Consider the following 16467-nt stretch of genomic DNA (forward strand, 5'->3'; position numbering starts at 1 on the left):
TGATGGAAAAAACAGCAGGCGGCCGGGTGGGGGAAATTTGCAGGATCGACGGCAAAGATGCGTTTGCGACATTTGGCGCCGACTTGGCAGAATGTACCCTCTCGCTGGGAAAGGCCAGCGAGGCGCACCAGAGGATAAGCGGGTCGGCGGACTTTATTCACTACGGGGCGGACAGCGATCTGCGACAGATGAAACTGCGCTTTGTAGTGGGGGGAGAGAGCGACGACGAGGCAGAGCGGCGGATGTCAAACCTGATGAAGGCCTGTCGGAGGTGCGAGGTGGCCCGGGAGAGCAGCAAGATGGCGTTTGACGGGTTTCTCACCGACTGCAGTCGGGAGGAGACGGGGATCGAGCACTATTTCTACCTGGAAATCACCCTGGCCGGCACCCTGCGGGGGGCCGAGCAGGTGGTGTACCTGTCCGACAGCGGCAGCTATGAAAACGGGGGCAACGTGGCTTCGGGCTGTGTGGTGTCCATTTTGCCGACAGAGGATTTGGCGGAGTTGACGGTGGCGGGGATCACCCTGCGCAATTTGAAGGCCGGCGAGCGGTTTGTGATTGACGGGGTGAAAAAGGAGATCACCTGCGAGGGGAAAAATCGGTTTTTGGACACCGACCTCACCGCCTTCCCAGCGGCGTTGCCGGGGGAAAACCGGGTGGAACTGTCGACCCCTGTGCCGGTGGAGATCGCCTTTCGGCCCACTTATTTGTAGAGAAAAGGGAAAAATGACAGCGGTCGAGAGAGGGTGGTGGAGGCCACCCCCTCTGCCGTGCGGATGAGGAGGGGAAGCATTGCTGTTTTTGTGTGGAGAGGGGAAGCGGCCGGTAGTCGCCATCGACCCCATTCCGGGAAGTTACTGTGTCACCTACAAGCAGGGGGGAGCAGATGAACTGACCTTTGAGGTGCCCAAGAGCGACCCGGTCTACTTGAAGATACGGGAGGAGTCGGTGATTTCGGACGACTCAAACCGGTACCTAGTGAAGGAGAGGGACAGCCACGGCGAGACGGGAGAGTTTTTCTGTCAGCTGGATCTGGACGAGCTCAAGAGCCGGTTTTACAGGGCGTACAGGAGCGAGGAGACCCTGCCCGACCTGTTTGCCCGCCATCTGCCCCCGGAGTGGCGCTGGGAGACCGGGGGACTGGTGAGCGAAAAGCGGGTCGTTGAGCTGGAGGCGGGGACCGATTTCGACGTGCTGGAGAAGGCCAGAGAGGTGCACGGGGTCTGTTACCGGTGGGACGTGCCCAACAGGGTGCTACAGGTCATCAAACCCTCGGAGGTGGCGCCTTCGGGGGAATTTTTGACAGACGAGCTGAATTTGCTGTCGGTGGGCTTTTGCGGGGAGACGGGGGATTTCGCCACCCGGCTCTACCCCTATGGCAAAGAGGACAGGGAGAGCGGCCAGGTGCTGAACATCGCCTCGGTCAATGAGGGGCTGGAATATGTGGAGGACCACAGCTACAGCGACAAGGTCATCTCCGCCTGCTACCGGGACAAGGACTGCGAGGACCCGCAGGAGCTCAAGGACAGGGCCATTGAGATGCTCAAGACCCTGGCGGTCCCGCAGCGCTCTTACGAGTGCAAGATCGCCGACGGCGCCCAGACCTTTGCCCTGCACCAGGTGGTGACCCTTTTGGACCGGGAGGAGGGGGGACGAGTTGACCACCAGATCGTGGAGTACCGGGACTTCCCCCTCTGCAGGGAGAAAAACACCGCCACCTTGGAGGGGCTGGGCCGCCGCCTAGAGACCGGGATCAAGGAGAAGATCGGGGCCTTGGACCGAGACCTTGCCAGCGGGGAGCGGCGGCTAAATGAATTTGTGGTGGATGCAGACGCCACCTATGCGCGCATTTCAGAGACCTACACCAAGGGGGAGACCGACGCGGTGATCGCCAGCCAGGTGACCCAGGCAAAGGATGTCCTGCGCACCGAGGTCAGCGAGACCTATGTCACCGGGGAGGAGATGCAGAAGCGCGCCTCGGAGATCGAGCAGCGGGTGGAGGAGATCACCCTGTCGGTCAGCCGAACGGGGGGCGACAATCTGGTGCGGGCGTCCGGCGCCCGCCTGGGGCTGGAGGATTGGACGGTGGCGGGGACGGTTTGTTGCGATGACGGGGCGGACTGCCGGCGCAACACCTCGGCCGGGGCCGCATTCCTGTTGGGGGAGGGCCTTGAAAACAGCAGCGGGAGATTGGCCCAGACGGTGAAGCTGGTGCCGGGGGGACAGTACGCCTGGTATTTTCGCTGCAAGTTGGAGAAGGGGATTGCGACCGGGGCAAGCGCCTCCTTTGGTGGGGTGACCATCGACCTGTCGGGCGAGATAGAGGAGTGGACGGAGCACACCGGGGCCTTTGTCGCCCAGGACCAGAGCGGAGAGATCGCCTTTTCGGTTGAGGAGGGGCGGCTCTGGGTGGCGGACATCACCCTGGTGGAGGGGCTGGTCTGCACGGCTTGGCAGCAGGCGAAAAATGAACTGATTGCCGGCAGTGTGTCGGTGAGCGAAAGGGGAATGGAGGTCGCCCAGGCGGGGGACCCCTTCTCCGCTATGATCGACAACCGGTAGTTTTTGATTCACAACACCGACACGGGGGAGGATGTGGCCTATTTCAACAAGGACGAGGGGCGAATCTCCAAATTGACGGCAGAGGACGGGCTGACCGTCCGCCGCCGGGGGAATCAGAGCGGCGCTCTGCGTTTGATGCCTGTCGAGGGCGGGGTATTTTGGATCGTCAACGACTGAGGGCGGAAGCGAAGTTTTGCGCAGACCGACAAGAGGAGGAAATAGAGGATGGCGAGCAGCGGAAGCTGGTACACGAATTTCGGTGGCGGGCACTATCAGCTCACCCTGTCCTGGAGCGCCTCGCAGAGCGTTTCGGGAAACTACAGCGACATTTCGGCGAAGCTGTACATCACCTGTTTTGGCGGGTGGTCCATCAGCGCCAACGCCACAAAGTACGGAAACATCACCATTGACGGGGACCAGATCGACTTTACGACGGTCATCGGCTCTGTCAGCGCGGGGAACACCCCCAAACAGCTGACCAGTGCCAGTAAGCGGGTCTACCACAACGCCGACGGCAGCAAATACCTGAATATCACCGCCTCGCTGGGGGTGGATGTGACGATTTCGGGAGTTGGACATATTGGGACGGTGAATGTCAACTCCTCCAACTCCCTGGACGACATCCCGCGGGCCAGCTCGGTTTCCCTTGCCAATTTTACGGCTGGGGACAACGTGACGGTGAGCATCAGCCGAGCCAGCGGGAACTTCACCCACTCGATTCAACTGGACGTGGGCGGGGTGGCCATCAAGACGGCCAGTGGGGTGGGGACCAGCCACACCTGGAGCTTTACAGAGGCGGATATCAAGAAGATTTACGCGGCCATGGGCTCGGCGGGTTCGGCCAGCGCCACAGTTTGGTGCAACACCTATTCGGGGAGCACTCTGGTGGGGGACGCCCACACCAACGCCACCTGTTACCAGGTGGGTAACAGCGCCCTGCAGACGGCGCCGACCTTTGTGGTCGGCGACAGCCGGACCTACACCGTCAACCGCCTGCGCGGTTCGGTGAGCCACACCCTGCAGCTGTTCGCCGGGTCGACCCTCATCCGCACGGCGACGGGGGTGGGGACATCGTACTCCCTGACACTCACCGAGGCGGAAATTGCCAAAATCTACGCCCTGGGGACATCGGTGGCCACCAAAATGGTCTGCACGGCCTACCACTGTGGTCGAAACATCGGCACATCCCAGCTGACGGGGACCGCTTCGGCGCCGCCGGTCAGCAGCATCACCAGCAAGCCGGACCACACCATCGGCAGCGGGTACACCACCTCCATCTCCCGCAGCCGGAACGCGGTGAGCCACACCCTGCGGCTCTATGCGGCGGGGCAGATGATCAAGGAAATCGGCGGGGTGGCGACTGCCCATACCTGGACGCCCACAGCGGCAGAGGTGGCGGCAGAGTATGCGGCCACCCCCAACAGCAACACGGCGGCGGCCCAGGCCACCGTCTGGTGCTACCACTACGGCAAACTCATCGGCACCGCCACGGCGGGCGGGACGGCCACCGTTGACCCAGCTGCGGCTGCGCCGATTTTTTCTGGCTTTTCTTTTGCCGACACCCGCCCTGCGACAGCGGCCCTCACCGGGGACGACCAGGTGCTGGTGGCAGGGGAGAGCACCCTCAAAGTCACCGTGCCCGCTGCACAGGCGGCCAAAAGCACTACTGGCGCCAGCATCAAGCAGTACATCCTCTACTGCGGAGGTTCCACAGCCACAGGGGGCTATGCGGCTGTGGGGGATGTCACCATCCAGATGGAGAGGGCCAAAGCGGGGAGTGTGCGGCTGGCAGCGGTGGACAGCCGGGGGAACCAAACAGTGGTGGAGCGGTTGGCTGCTTTGGTCGACTACATTCCGCCGCGAGTCACCCAGATGCAGCTGCGCCGGGACAACAATGTGGACAACAAGACCAAGCTGACGATCAAAGGGGTGTGGTGGCCGGGAAATTTTGGCGTGGCGGACAACGCGCTGAAGGCCCATTACCGGTACAAGGTCACCTCGGCGGAAGAGTTTGTCGAGGGCGACACCATCCCCCTGACTTTCCAGAAAGGCGAGTGGTCGTATGAGGGGTATCTCCCGGGGGACATGGGAGCGGAAGGCTTTGATTTTCAGAAGTCCTTTTCGGTTGAGGTGACGGTCGAGGATGCCCTCAATGCTGCGGCAGAGACCGGGACGGTGGATCGCGGCATCCCCACCATGCACATGGACAAGGGCGGTGTGGGGATCGGGAAGATCCGGGAGAACGGGGCGCTGGATGTGGAGGGGGACGTATATTCCGCAGATAAGAGATTGGTGCGTGTAAATGAAGCCATGCTGTATCGCCGCCAGAGAGATAGTAGTGATACGCTGGATGATGCCGCCAGTGAATATGGATACAACTACTCGACTTCAGAGTCAGGCCTTTACGGCCCGTATATTTCAGCGGGCGCTCTCAACGGAACTGCCACATTACAATTGGCATCGAATACCCAGAGTGGGCATATTCTGAGATTTCGCACAAAAGATGTGACGACGAGTAAGTGGAATCCGTGGAGAACGGTCTATAATGATGCCAGCAAGCCGACGCCTTCCGCTATCGGAGCAGCTGACTTATTGGGAAGTATTGCAAGTCCAAGATATATTTCTAATGGAACAAACTTTGATAATATAAAAACTCCCGGTTGGTACCAGTGTCAATCTAATGCCTCAGTTACCAACAATACCAATATGCCAGTAAAATCAGCGTTTGTTATGTCTGTAATAAATAATGGGGGAATTATACAACAGGTTTTTTGGGTATATTCGAACGACACCTCGTATGCCCGATCCTATTATGATTGGAGCAATACATGGTCTTCATGGACAAAATACTATACGGACAAGAGTAGGCCTACACTGACAGAAATTGCGGCGGGTGAATATAGTACGGGAAGTTGGACACCAAACTGTGCGCAACTTAACCTATCGTCAAAAGTAGGATCGTATACTCGAATTGGGAAAATGGTCTACGCGGCATTTGAACTACATATTTCAAGCCGCAAAGTCGGAGCAGGAGAAATTTCTATCACCGGATTGCCATATACCAGTAACAGTATTGGGGCAGGCGGAATTTTCTACTCAAATGTGCTTTTCTACGCCAATGGCAATACCGGTACACCGATGACATCTGTATTTGTTGGATGTTATTCGGGATCGTCAACGCTCAAATTGATGGGATGGGTAGACGGTCGACCATGGACTTTAGGGGGAAATGAAGTGTTTTACAGTGGAGATGTCATTACTGGTGGTATTACTTATCGCATAGCTTAGGAGGAAAGAGAATGGAGCAAATATGTATTGCTGGACGAATGATAGAGTTGTTGGATGATCGATTGGAATTTCGCCTTTTAGAAGTGTCTCCCAAATCCTGTACAATTCAGGCGCAACTCAGGGTAGATATAGGAGATGGGGAAATTTACATGATTCCTGAACCGCACAATGAGGCGATACTCAATTCACCAGAGGGAAGACAACGCTTGTCAGTGTATCCGCAAACTGTGCAAGACTGGCTAATTCCCGGTATTTGGGGAGAAGAAGCTTTAGTAGAAGAGAAAAAAGAGCTAGGAGCATTTAGTCAATTGGAGAGGGATCTGGGAGAAGAATTTAAATAGCATTCATAGAAATTTAAGAGCCCCCGCCTTTTAAGGCGGGGGCTCTTTGTGTTCATGGATTTCCCTCATATCGTAAGAGCGGCATGCTTTCCAGAGAAAAAGCCAGCGGCACATATTGTGTGCCGCTGGCTTTGGCGGAGAAGGAGGGATTTGAACCCTCGCGACGGTTTCCCGCCCTACTCCCTTAGCAGGGGAGCCTCTTCGACCTCTTGAGTACTTCTCCAAAGTCAAAGGAATCATCTATAGAATAAAGTTGAGAGCTGGCGGAGAGGGTGGGATTCGAACCCACGGCTCTTGCGAGTCACTGGTTTTCAAGACCAGCTCCTTAAACCGCTCGGACACCTCTCCATGGCAAGTAACATCCATTATATTAGCATAATGCCCCCCTGCTGTCAACGGGAATTTCCAATTTTTCAGGGCGCAAAAGAGCCCGCCCCTCCGGCTTGCGGGAGGGGCGGGCTTCCTGCAGAAAACAGGGTAGTTTGGCGAGGTGATGGGATCAGTCGGCCAGCAGCTGGTGGAGGACTTTGCCGTCGACCCCCTTCATCTCCAGTCCCAGAAGGGCGGCGAGGGTGGGGGCTTCGTCGACGATGTCGCAGCACTCCAGTTCAACTCCCGGTTTGACGCCGGGGCCCACCAGCATAAAGGTGGGCTGAGGGCCCTTTTCGGGCAGGTGGCCGTGGGTGGCGACGCTGTATTTGTAGTCGGAATTGTCCGCCGAGAAGACCAGCGGCCCGGTCAGATTGTTGCTGTAGGCGTAACCGTCGGCCCCCTCCAACACAAAGGCGAAGTCGCCGGTGAGGCGGTGCGCCTTTACCTCTTCATTGGTGAAGATGGTCTCGATGCCCAGTTCGCCCTCGTCCTGCCAGCGGCGCAGCAGGGCGGCCACCCGGGCGCGCAGATCGCTGTCGCCGGGATCTTTTAGATAGACGTGGGCCGAGTGGGCGGCGGAGTTGACAAAGACATCCCAGTCCTTCAGGCTACCGTCCTCGTTCAGGCGAATGAGCCCTTCCTCCACCAGCTTGATGTTGGGGCAGACCAGGTGGTCCACCGGGGTCTGGCCGTGGTCGCTGGTGATGCAGAAGGTGGTGTTTTCCAGCTCGCCGCTCTCCTCCAGGGCGCGGACGATCATCCCAAACTCCTTGTCCTGCTGGATCCAGGCGTCCCGCTTGAGGCCCTCGGCAAAGACCCCCAGATTGTGCCGGGCGTGGTCGACCGCCGACAGGTGCTGGAAGAAGACGTCGGGCTTTTTCTCCTTGATCATGTAGGCCAGGGCGTGGTTGCAAAACCAGTCGAAGTAGGGGTCGCTGAGGCCCTGGAGGATCTGCCCATAGGCGGGCCAGATCTCCTCGATAAAGGCGGGGGTGCTGCTCTCCATCAGCTGGCGGCGCATGTCCTCAGGCCGGAAGGACCAGTCCCAAATTTCTGCCACGTTCCAGTCGATGTCCAGACCGCCGGTGGTGGGCCAGAAGACGCTGCCCACCTTGTAGCCGCTGCGGTGGGCCAGCTCGGGCAGGGTGTCCAGCGCCTGGTAGGGGGTGCGGTAGTGGTACCAGATGGGCAGCGGGTCGCCGGGGGTGAACTGCTCGTTGTGGACAATGCCGTGCCGGTCGGGGTAGCAGCCGGTGATCATGGACGCGTGGCAGGTGTAGGTCAGCGACGGGTAGACGGTTTTGACCCGCTTGACCCGGGAGGCCCGTTTGACAAAGGGGCCCAGGTTGGGCAGGGTCTCCATGAACGCGGTGTCCTCATAGATCATGGCGTCGATGGAGAGAACATAGAGCTTTCTCTTTTGCACGGAAAAAACACCCTCCTTTTTTCGGGCAAGCGCCCGCACACTGCCGAAGCAGTATATAAAAACGTTTTTACATCTGGGGCAAAAAACTCCCCTTTTACGGGGCCAATTCCATTGTAGACCGGCAGGCGGTTCGGTGCAACTGGCAAATTGCTGATTCTATCGCCATTCTCTTGTGAAAGACGACGGGGAAAATTGGGTTGCCGGGCGGGTGGGGGGATGGTAGACTGTACAAAAAGGGAGGAGGCGCTGCGGTGTTTGCCATTGCCGAGTTGAGCGAGGAGCGGGCCAGGGAGGTCTGCAGTTGGGTCTACCCGCCGCCCTGGCAGATGTACAACCTGCCGGACTGGGAGGAGATTTGCGCCAGTGGCTGGAGCTTGGCGGACCCCCAGCGCCGGCGAGAGAACTGGCGGGCCCTGCTGACGGAAGAGGGGGAGTTGGCGGGCTTTTTCCGGCTGAAGGGGCGCCCGGAGGGCGTCACCATCGGCCTGGGGCTGGCGCCGCAATTTTGCGGCCGCGGCCTGGGGCAGGAGGTGGTGCGCCTGGTCTGCAGCCGGGCGGCGGCCCGCTTCCCCCGGCGGCCGGTGCTGCTGGAGGTGCGCGCCGACAACGCCCGGGCCATCCGCTGTTATGAGCGCGCGGGCTTTGAAGGGGTGGAGGTCTACCGCCAGAACACCCCCACCGGCCCGGCGGACTTCTGGCGGATGGAGCTGCGCGAGCCCCCACCCCAGCCGCTGCGGAGGGGGGAGCGCGCCATGGACCAGCGGGCACAGCAGGAGGAGCTGCTGCGCCTTTGCAAAGTCTGCCGGCTGGCCCTCTGCGACGGCGACCGCCCCTACCTGGTGCCCCTGAATTACGGCTACAGCTGGGATGGGAGCGGACTGCGACTCTACTTCCACTCGGCGAGAGAGGGGCGCAAGCTGGACCTGCTGCGCCGCTCCCCCCGCGCCTGTTTTGAAGTGGACGACGGGGGCGAGCTGACGGCAGGGGAAACTGCCTGCCAGCACGGTTGGGCCTACCGGAGCTTGATCGGCGAGGGGGCAGTCCGTTTTTTGCACGGGGAGGAAAAGCGCCAGGGGCTGGAAATCTTGATGGCCCACCAGACCGGACGCAGGGACTGGACCTTTGAGGAAAAGGCCTGTCAGGCGGTGGCGGTTTTCTGCCTGGAGGTGAGCCACCTGTCCGGCAAGTGCCGTCGGCCTGCACCGGCGCAGCCCGATGTCTGAAAGGCGCCTGTAAAAGGGGGAATTTTGCTGCCCGTTTTTCAGGTTTCCCGTTGACAGCGGGGAAGTTGACGCCGATGGCGCGCGGCCTTTGCAGGGAGAAAAGCAAAAAACAGGGGGCGAAGCACTGCGCTTCGCCCCCTGTTTTTTGATGTAGGCGGATGGCTTACAGCAAGCCGGCCTTTTTGGCCTCGTCAAAGACCCAGTCAGGGACTGGGGGCTCGACCTCGGCGGGGATGGGGCAGACGTACTGTCCGCCGGTCTCCTCTTTGAGCTCGGCTTTGGCCTTTTCCAGCACCGAGGGGTCATCCAGTACCCGTGCGGCGGCCAGTGCCAGCGCTTCGCTGGCCTTGAGCAGGGCCTTTTTGCCGATGGAGGAGCAGGTCTGTCCGGTGATCTGCCAGGTGTGGCCGGGGGTGCCGATGGCCATTCCGGCGGTGCCCATCTGGGCGGTGGGGACCACATAGCTCACGTCGCCCACGTCGGTGGAGCCGGGCATGGCGACCTTGGAGAGGACCAGGGGGGCGATGTCGGTGTCCAGTCCCTGGGCCAGCAGTTTCTTGCCGTGCTCCTCCCCGCGGGATTTGAGGATGGCCGCATCGCTGGCCTGGCGCAGGTCCTCGCCCAGGGAGTCGCGGAACTGGCGGGCCAGGGCGAAGTCGGCCTCGTCAAAGTCGGGGGCGCCCACGTCCACCAGGGCGTCGTAGAGGATGCCGGTGAGGGTGGGGTTGGGGATGTAGTCGCTGACGCCGGTGCGGATGTACCAGTCCATGGTGGTGCCGCAGATGAGGGCGGCGCCCTTGGCGATGTCCTTCACCCGCTCCAAAATCTCGTGTACCTGAGAGATTTTGGGGGCGCGGATAAAGTAGCTGAGGGTGGCGTGGTCCTGCACCACGTTGGGGGAGGTGCCGCCCACGTCCAGATAGGCGTAGTGCATCCGCGCCTCGGGGATGACGTGCTCGCGCAGGTAGTTGACCCCCACGTTCATGATCTCGCAGCTGTCCAGGGCGCTTCTCCCTGCGTGGGGGGCAGCGGCGGCATGGGCGGTGCGGCCGTGGAAGTTGAAGACGATGTTGATGTTGGCCAGGCAGCTGACCCCCCAGGCGGCGTTGTTGTCAAAGGGGTGCCAGGTGAGGACCGCGTCGACCCCCTCAAAGCAGCCGGCGCGGGTCATAAAGGTCTTGCCGTAGCCAGTCTCCTCGGCCGGGCAGCCGTAGAGTTTGACGGTGCCGCTCTTCCCGGTCTTCTCCAGGTAGTCTTTGACGGCCAGAACGGCGCCAAAGGCGCCGGCGCCCAGGGCGCTGTGGCCGCAGCCGTGACCGTTTTCATTCTCGGGCACCGGGGTCTTGACGGGGTTGGCGGCGGCCTGCCCCAGTTGGGAGAGGGCGTCGAACTCGGCCAGAATGCCGATGACAGGCTTCCCGCTGCCGTAGGTGCCGATGAAGGCGGTGGGGATGCCGGCGACCCCGGACTCCACCTCAAAGCCCTGCTCCCGCAGCGCTTGGCAGAAGCTGGCGGCGGACTTGACCTCTTCGTATCCCAGTTCGGCGGCCGACCAGACGGCCTTCTGCAGTTCCCAGATGGCGGCCTCCTTCTCGCGGACGGCGGCCTGCACTTGCTGTTTTGCATCCATGGGTTCATTGCCTCCTTTTTTAAAAAAGCGCGCACCCATCGGGTGTGCCCGGCAGTTTCGGGGGAAGGGGGCGAGCCTCCTTTCCGCTCTACTGTCAGTGTAGCACAGGGGCGGACACTTTTGAAGCGAAGGAGGGGAGGGACGGCAAAAATCGGCGTGTTCCATAAAAAAGAGAGGACCTTTTGCACCGCTTTCACCACCGGGAGGTGGCAGCTTCGCCGCGCTTTCACCTCCACCCGCGCCCTTCGCGGGGAGAGGGCTGGTCCCCCGCAAAGGCATTGTCAGGCGGCCCTTTTTAATTGGCGCTTCCCGCAGGGGGAAGGCGTCGAGGGGAAGGGTGCAGGTGGACAGCTCTGTGCCGTTGGTTCGCCGCAAAGGGCGCGGCGGGAGGTGACTTGGGCGAATGGCCGCCCACGCACCTGCACGGGGTGCGGACGAGTGAAAACCGTTTGCCGCGTTCCCTCTGGCAATTTTTATTCCGCACGCCCGCGCAGAGAGCCGGGGTTGGTCGAGAATGACTCGAAGAAGATATTCTTTCGATCCACGCCCCCCACGCAGGGGGCGACGTTTCATGACAGGTCGCGCCATTCTCTGCGGCGATATTTCGATCTGCGCACCCGCGCGGGGTGCGACCCGCGTCAGGGGTGAAGGCCTTGGTCGCCGGGTCATTTCAATCTACGCACCATGTGGGGGGGGGATAGATCCAGCGGCTTGACACATTGACGACATACCCATTTCGCTCCCTACATCTGTATGGGGACGGTGTGCTTGGGGCTGCCCGTCCCCAAAAGAGTGTTGTTGCGCTCCACACCCGCGTGGGGTGCCACTCGGAAGAAGGTGTTTGCCAATTCTGGAGAGGGCATTTCAATCCGCGCATCTGCATGGGATGCGGCCAGATGGCGGCAGTTTTGGGAGGCGAGGAAAGCATTTCAATCGATGTATCCGCGCGGGTTGAAATGGGGTGTGGCGGGGTTGATCGGCGGCGACCGCGGTCCCCTTTTGCTCCCCCTTGGGCTTCGCCTGCACCGCTGCCCTTCCCCAAGCCCGCCATCGCCTGCGGGAAGGACGGCAAGCCGGCCGCCGCCGACATCGGGTCGATTGCGGATGCCCCGCTTGTGTGCGGGGGACGGTGCGGATGGGGAGGCGACCATTTTACCGGTCTTCCTTTTCGCCCGTGCGCCTGCCGGGGATGCGGCGGCCGTGGCAGCGGCGCTGCAGGCAAAGTACAGTTCACGTCCCCGCAGGCGGCAAAAAACGGACGGGGCGATTTTTCGCCCCGCCCGTCTGCGCGGTTACTGTTTTTTGCCGCCCAGCAGCAGCCGGGTGACGTTGAGGACCGAGAGGACGGTGACCCCCACGTCGGCAAAGACCGCCATCCAGATGGTGGAGAGGCCGAAGAGGGAGAGGCCGATGACCAGGAACTTGACGATGAGGGCAAAGGCGATGTTGAACTTGATGAGGTTCATCACCCGGCGGCTGAGTTTGACCGCGCCGGGGAGGGAGCTGGGCTTGCCCGAGACCAGCACCACGTCGGCGGCCTCGATGGCCGCGTCGGTGCCAAAGCCCATGGCAACCCCCACGTCAGAGGCGGCCAGGACCGGGGCGTCGTTGATGCCGTCGCCCACAAAGGCCACCGTCTTCCCCTCCCCCTTGAGGGAGAGGAGGCCGTCCACCTTGTCCTGAGGCAGCAGGTCGGCCCGGTAGTCGTCCAGCCCCAGCTGGCCGGCGACCTTGGCGGCCGCCTTGGCGCTGTCGCCGGTGAGCATGGCGGTGCGCACCCCGAGGGTTTTCAGCTGGGACATGGTCTCCCGGCTGTCGGGGCGGACCTGGTCGCCCACGGCCACATAGCCCTTGCATTGCCCGCCGATGGCCAGCAGGACATTGGCCTCGATCCCCTCGGGGACGGCCACCCCGGCATCCCGCAGCAGCCGGGCCGAGCCGCAGAGCAGCTCTCTGCCCTCCAGCTGGGCGCGCACCCCTTTGCCGGCGATCTCCTCCACCGAGAGGAGTTTTTCGCCGGGGAGCTGGGGGCACTGGGCGACGATGGAGCGGGAGATGGGGTGGTTGGAGTACTGTTCGGCCAGGGCGCTGTAGGCCAGTACCTCCCCCTCGCCCAAGTCGGCCAGGGCCTTCACCTCGGTCACCTGCAGCTTGCCGTCGGTGAGGGTGCCGGTCTTGTCAAAGACAGCGTCGGTGAGTTTGGCCAGGTTTTCAATGTGCTTGCCCCCCTTGATGAGCACCCCCCGCTTGGAGGCGGCGCCGATGCCCGCGTAGAAACCCAGGGGGATGGAGATGACCAGGGCGCAGGGGCAGGCGGAGACGACGAACACCAGGGCGGTGTAGACCCAGTGATTCCAGCTGCCCAGCCCGGTCAGGGGGGGCAGGATCGCCACCAGCAGGGCGCACAGGAGGATGACCGGGGTGTAGATGGCGGCAAAGCGGGTGATGAACTTCTGGGATTTGGACTTTTGGGCGGCCGACTCCTCCACCAGCTTGATGATGCGGGCGGCGGTGGACTCCTCCAGCGGGGAGGTGACCTTGGCCCGCACCAGGCCGGAGAGGTTGATGGCCCCGGAGGGGAGGGCGTCTCCCTCGGCGGCGTTGACGGGCAGGCTTTCGCCGGTGATGGCCGATTTGTCCACCGCGGTGCTGCCCGAGAGGATGACGCAGTCCAGCGGCACCCGGTCGGAGGGGCGGATGACGATCTCGTCGCCCACCTGCACCTGCTCGGCTGGGGTCTCGGTGACCTGGCCGTCCGGCCCGGCCACGGCGGCGGTTTCGGGCTGGATATTGGTGATGGCGTTCAGGCTCTTGCGGGTGGCGCCCACGGCTCGGTCTTCTAAGTAGAGGCTGATTTTAAAGAGGAGGGCCACCATGGCGGCCTCGCCGAACTCGCCCAGGAAGAAGGAGGCGATGACTGCCACCGTCACCAGCAGGTTTTCGTCGACCCTCTTTTTAAAGATGCCGGTGACGCCCTTGTACCAGACGTCGTAACAGGCCAGGGCACAGGCCGCCACCAGCAGGCCGTCGGCGATCCAGAGGACGGCGGTGGCCGTCGCCAGGTGTTCGCCCACCATCCCGGCCACCGCCAGCACCACCGCCAGCAGCAGGGGCCAGAGGGGGCGTTTCTCCTCCCCCTCCTCGCTGGGGGCGGCCTTTTTGGAGGGGCCTATCTCGGCCAGGGAGACCTGGACGCCGGGCTCGATGTCGTCGCACACCTGCTGGACGAAGGTGAGGTCCTCGAAATCGAGGGCGCGCGGGGAGCGGATGAGGATGGCCCCGGTGGCAAAGCTCACCGACACCGCCTCAAAGCGGCCCGACTTCTCCAACCGCTCCTCGATCTTCATGGCGCAGTGGGAACAACTAAGGCCGGTGAAGCGAAGGGTCTGGGTGCCGGGGCGGGCGGCCAGTTTGCGGGCGGCCTGCTCGCTGGCCCCGACGGCGGCCTCTTCGCCGTGGTCGCAGTCATGGGCGCCGTGTTTGTCATGGCCGTGGTCGTGCCCGCAATCGCAGTGGCCGTGCTCGCCGTGGCCGTGGTCGTGCCCGCAGCCGCAGGTGTCGTGTTCCCCATGGCTGTGGTCGTCTCCACAGCCACAAGCGTCGTGTTCCTCATAGCTGTGGCCGTGCCCGCTGTCGGGAACCGCGCCTGAGGTCGGGGCAGTCCCCGGCTTTTGCAGGGAGAGGGTGACCCCCGGCTCGATGTCGTCGCAGATTTTTTGCATGGCGGCCAGCTCCCCTTCGCTGACCGGGTGATCGCTCTCCACCAGGATGACGCCGGTGGCAAAACTCACCGCCACCTCGGGAAAGAGTTTCCTCTTCTCCAGCTTTTCCTCAATTTTCATGGCGCAGTGGGAACAGCTGAGATGTTCAAAGTAGACCCGCTGTTTCATAAAAAGTTTCCCTCCTCCATCGCGTATTCGATTTACCCCATGTGGGAGATGTGGTTGACCGCCTGGACGATGATGGTCTTGACGTGGTCGTCGTCCAGGGAGTAGTAGACCGACTTGCCGTCCTTGCGGAACTTGACAATGCCGCTCTGGCGCATCAGTCGCAGCTGGTGGGAGACGTTTGACTGGCTGCACTCCACCGCGCCGGCGATGTCGCAGACGCACATCTCGCTGTCCACCAGGGTGAGGATGATCCGCATCCGGGTGGGGTCGGAGAGGACCTTGAAGATGTCGCAGAGCGGGTCGAGCTTGTCGTCGTCCAGGATGTGCGCCCGGGCGCTCTGGATGAGACAGGTGTGCTTGTGCTGCTCCTGGCAGCGCTCGTCAGGTTTCATGGGGGCCTCCTCTATCGCCAAAGTGGGTGAATGGGTGAAACAAGCGAACATATGAATAACTGTTCATCTGTTCATAGGATATGCCCTTCCCTTTCATTTGTCAAGGGGGAGGAGGGGTGTTTTTTGCATTTTTTTGACGGACGCTTCGGCTCCCCCCATGGGCGGAGAGAGGAGAAGGGCGGCAAAACAGCCCGCCTCCCCCGGTCGGGGGAGAGGCGGGCTGTCAGGAGATAAAGACAGTTTAGGAGAGGAAGTTTGCCAGGGGTTCCAGCGCGGTGCCGGGGTAGTAGTGGGCCAGGATGTCCTGGGCGGAGGAGCCCTGCCGGGCCATGTAGTCGGCGCCGTACTGGCTCATCCCCACCCCGTGGCCGTAGCCCTTGACGTCAAAGGTGAAGGTGCCGTCTTTATAGGAGACGGAGAAGGCCGCACACCGCAGGTTGAGGGCGGAGCGGATGTCCCCGCCGCTGAGCGCCTTGCCGCCGACTGTGAGGGTTTTGACGGTGCCCGAGGGGGTGGTGGCCAGGTCGGCAAACCAGGTGGCGGGGTCGTCGCCCAGGGCGATGTCCGACCACTTCTGCGAGAGGTTTTCCTTGACCACGTCCTTGGTGAAGGTCTCCTTGGTCTCGTAGTCGGGGGCCAACAGGTCGCCGGGGCTGTCGACGCTCACCAGGTAGGGGACGGCCTGGCCCCAGATGTCCTCGGCCGCCTCGGTCTTGCCGGGGGAGATGGAGTGGTAGGCCGAGATGATGGGGGCCCCTTCATAGGTGAGGATCTGATTGCCCGACTGGTCCACCGCCTCCTGGATGAGGGAGCGGTAGTAGTCGTAATTCTGGCCCCAGCGGGCCTGCAGGTCGGCATCGCTGATATACCCCTGGTGGAGGCGGGAGTCCACCGAGATGTCGGCCCCCTTGAGGGACTCGTTGGGGCTTTCGGCCGCCTGCTGTTTGAGCCGCAGGGCGTAGGTGGCGCAGGCGGTGGCCTGGGCCTTCAGCGCCTCCGGGGCGAAGGTGGGAGGCATTTCGGCGGCCAGAGCGCCCCGCAGATAGTCGGAAAAGGCCAGCTCCATCACCTTGTCCTGGGCGCTGTCGTAGACCTTGATGGTGGCCTGGCCGCCATCCGGGGCAGGGGAGCTGCTCTCCGCACCGCCGGGCTGCGGACCGGCCGAGGAGCTGCCGCCCCCCTCTGGCGTGCCGGCCAGAAAGACCGCCAGGGGGGAGGCAAAGGTCACTGCGGCAAAGACCGCCGCCACCGACACTTTCAAACGCATGTGAACACATCCTTCTCCGCTGTGCCGTTTCCCCTGCATCAGACGGGGAGCGACATTTTTTATTTTGCAGGATTTT

11 protein-coding genes and 2 tRNA genes are annotated in these 16467 nt (G+C 62.0%); 6 read left to right on the forward strand and 7 right to left on the reverse strand.

The genetic code is table 11. The annotated features are described in order from the left end of the window. Positions 1-2 precede the first annotated feature (2 nt). The 5 genes from KQI11_RS01905 to KQI11_RS01925 all read left to right on the forward strand — a co-directional run bounded on the left by KQI11_RS01905 (position 3) and on the right by KQI11_RS01925 (position 6191). Positions 3-713 carry a hypothetical protein gene (locus tag KQI11_RS01905; RefSeq protein ID WP_216400878.1) on the forward strand — a complete coding sequence of 237 codons (711 nt, stop codon included), beginning with the start codon at positions 3-5 and terminating at the stop codon, positions 711-713. Between the two features lie 79 nt (positions 714-792). Continuing rightward, entirely contained in the window at positions 793-2562 is a 1770-nt protein-coding gene (locus KQI11_RS01910) for a phage tail spike protein (protein WP_216400879.1), read from the forward strand. Positions 2563-2595: 33 nt separating this feature from the next. After that, positions 2596-2739 carry a hypothetical protein gene (locus KQI11_RS01915; RefSeq protein WP_216400880.1) on the forward strand — a complete coding sequence of 48 codons (144 nt, stop codon included), beginning with the start codon at positions 2596-2598 and terminating at the stop codon, positions 2737-2739. A 48-nt stretch (positions 2740-2787) separates the two neighbouring features. After that, positions 2788-5850: a DUF859 family phage minor structural protein gene (locus tag KQI11_RS01920; protein WP_216400881.1), complete on the forward strand. Its 3063-nt coding sequence runs from the start codon at positions 2788-2790 to the stop codon at positions 5848-5850. An 11-nt stretch (positions 5851-5861) separates the two neighbouring features. Next, positions 5862-6191: a hypothetical protein gene (locus KQI11_RS01925; protein ID WP_185915660.1), complete on the forward strand. Its 330-nt coding sequence runs from the start codon at positions 5862-5864 to the stop codon at positions 6189-6191. 132 nt (positions 6192-6323) lie between these two features. Here the strand turns inward: KQI11_RS01925 and KQI11_RS01930 are convergent. The 3 genes from KQI11_RS01930 to KQI11_RS01940 all read right to left on the reverse strand — a co-directional run bounded on the left by KQI11_RS01930 (position 6324) and on the right by KQI11_RS01940 (position 7989). Next, positions 6324-6414, reverse strand: a tRNA-Ser gene (locus tag KQI11_RS01930). Positions 6415-6452: 38 nt separating this feature from the next. After that, positions 6453-6539 (reverse strand) — tRNA-Ser (locus KQI11_RS01935). A 151-nt stretch (positions 6540-6690) separates the two neighbouring features. Next, on the reverse strand, positions 6691-7989 hold the full coding sequence (locus KQI11_RS01940) for an alkaline phosphatase family protein (protein ID WP_216400882.1): 1299 nt from the start codon (positions 7987-7989) through the stop codon (positions 6691-6693). A 251-nt stretch (positions 7990-8240) separates the two neighbouring features. On the opposite strand from KQI11_RS01940, the gene KQI11_RS01945 reads away from it, so the two are divergent. Then, a complete protein-coding gene (locus tag KQI11_RS01945) occupies positions 8241-9212 on the forward strand; it encodes a GNAT family N-acetyltransferase (RefSeq protein WP_216400883.1) in 972 nt (323 codons plus the stop codon). A 163-nt stretch (positions 9213-9375) separates the two neighbouring features. On the opposite strand, the gene KQI11_RS01950 is transcribed toward KQI11_RS01945, so the two are convergent. From KQI11_RS01950 to spoIID, 4 genes are all read right to left on the reverse strand, one after another. Beyond that, positions 9376-10842 (reverse strand): amidohydrolase, encoded by a 1467-nt coding sequence (locus KQI11_RS01950; protein WP_216400884.1) that lies wholly within the window; start codon positions 10840-10842, stop codon positions 9376-9378. Between the two features lie 1292 nt (positions 10843-12134). Beyond that, on the reverse strand, positions 12135-14732 hold the full coding sequence (locus KQI11_RS01955) for a heavy metal translocating P-type ATPase (RefSeq protein ID WP_216400885.1): 2598 nt from the start codon (positions 14730-14732) through the stop codon (positions 12135-12137). 32 nt (positions 14733-14764) lie between these two features. Beyond that, positions 14765-15124 carry an ArsR/SmtB family transcription factor gene (locus KQI11_RS01960; RefSeq protein ID WP_216400886.1) on the reverse strand — a complete coding sequence of 120 codons (360 nt, stop codon included), beginning with the start codon at positions 15122-15124 and terminating at the stop codon, positions 14765-14767. A 241-nt stretch (positions 15125-15365) separates the two neighbouring features. Next, positions 15366-16391, reverse strand: coding sequence for a stage II sporulation protein D (spoIID, locus tag KQI11_RS01965; protein WP_216400887.1), 1026 nt, complete (start codon positions 16389-16391; stop codon positions 15366-15368). Between the last annotated feature and the right edge of the window lie 76 nt (positions 16392-16467).

The organism is Acetanaerobacterium sp. MSJ-12, from assembly GCF_018917875.1.
In the GTDB taxonomy this organism is placed as follows: Bacteria; Bacillota; Clostridia; order Oscillospirales; family Ruminococcaceae; genus Bittarella; species Bittarella massiliensis.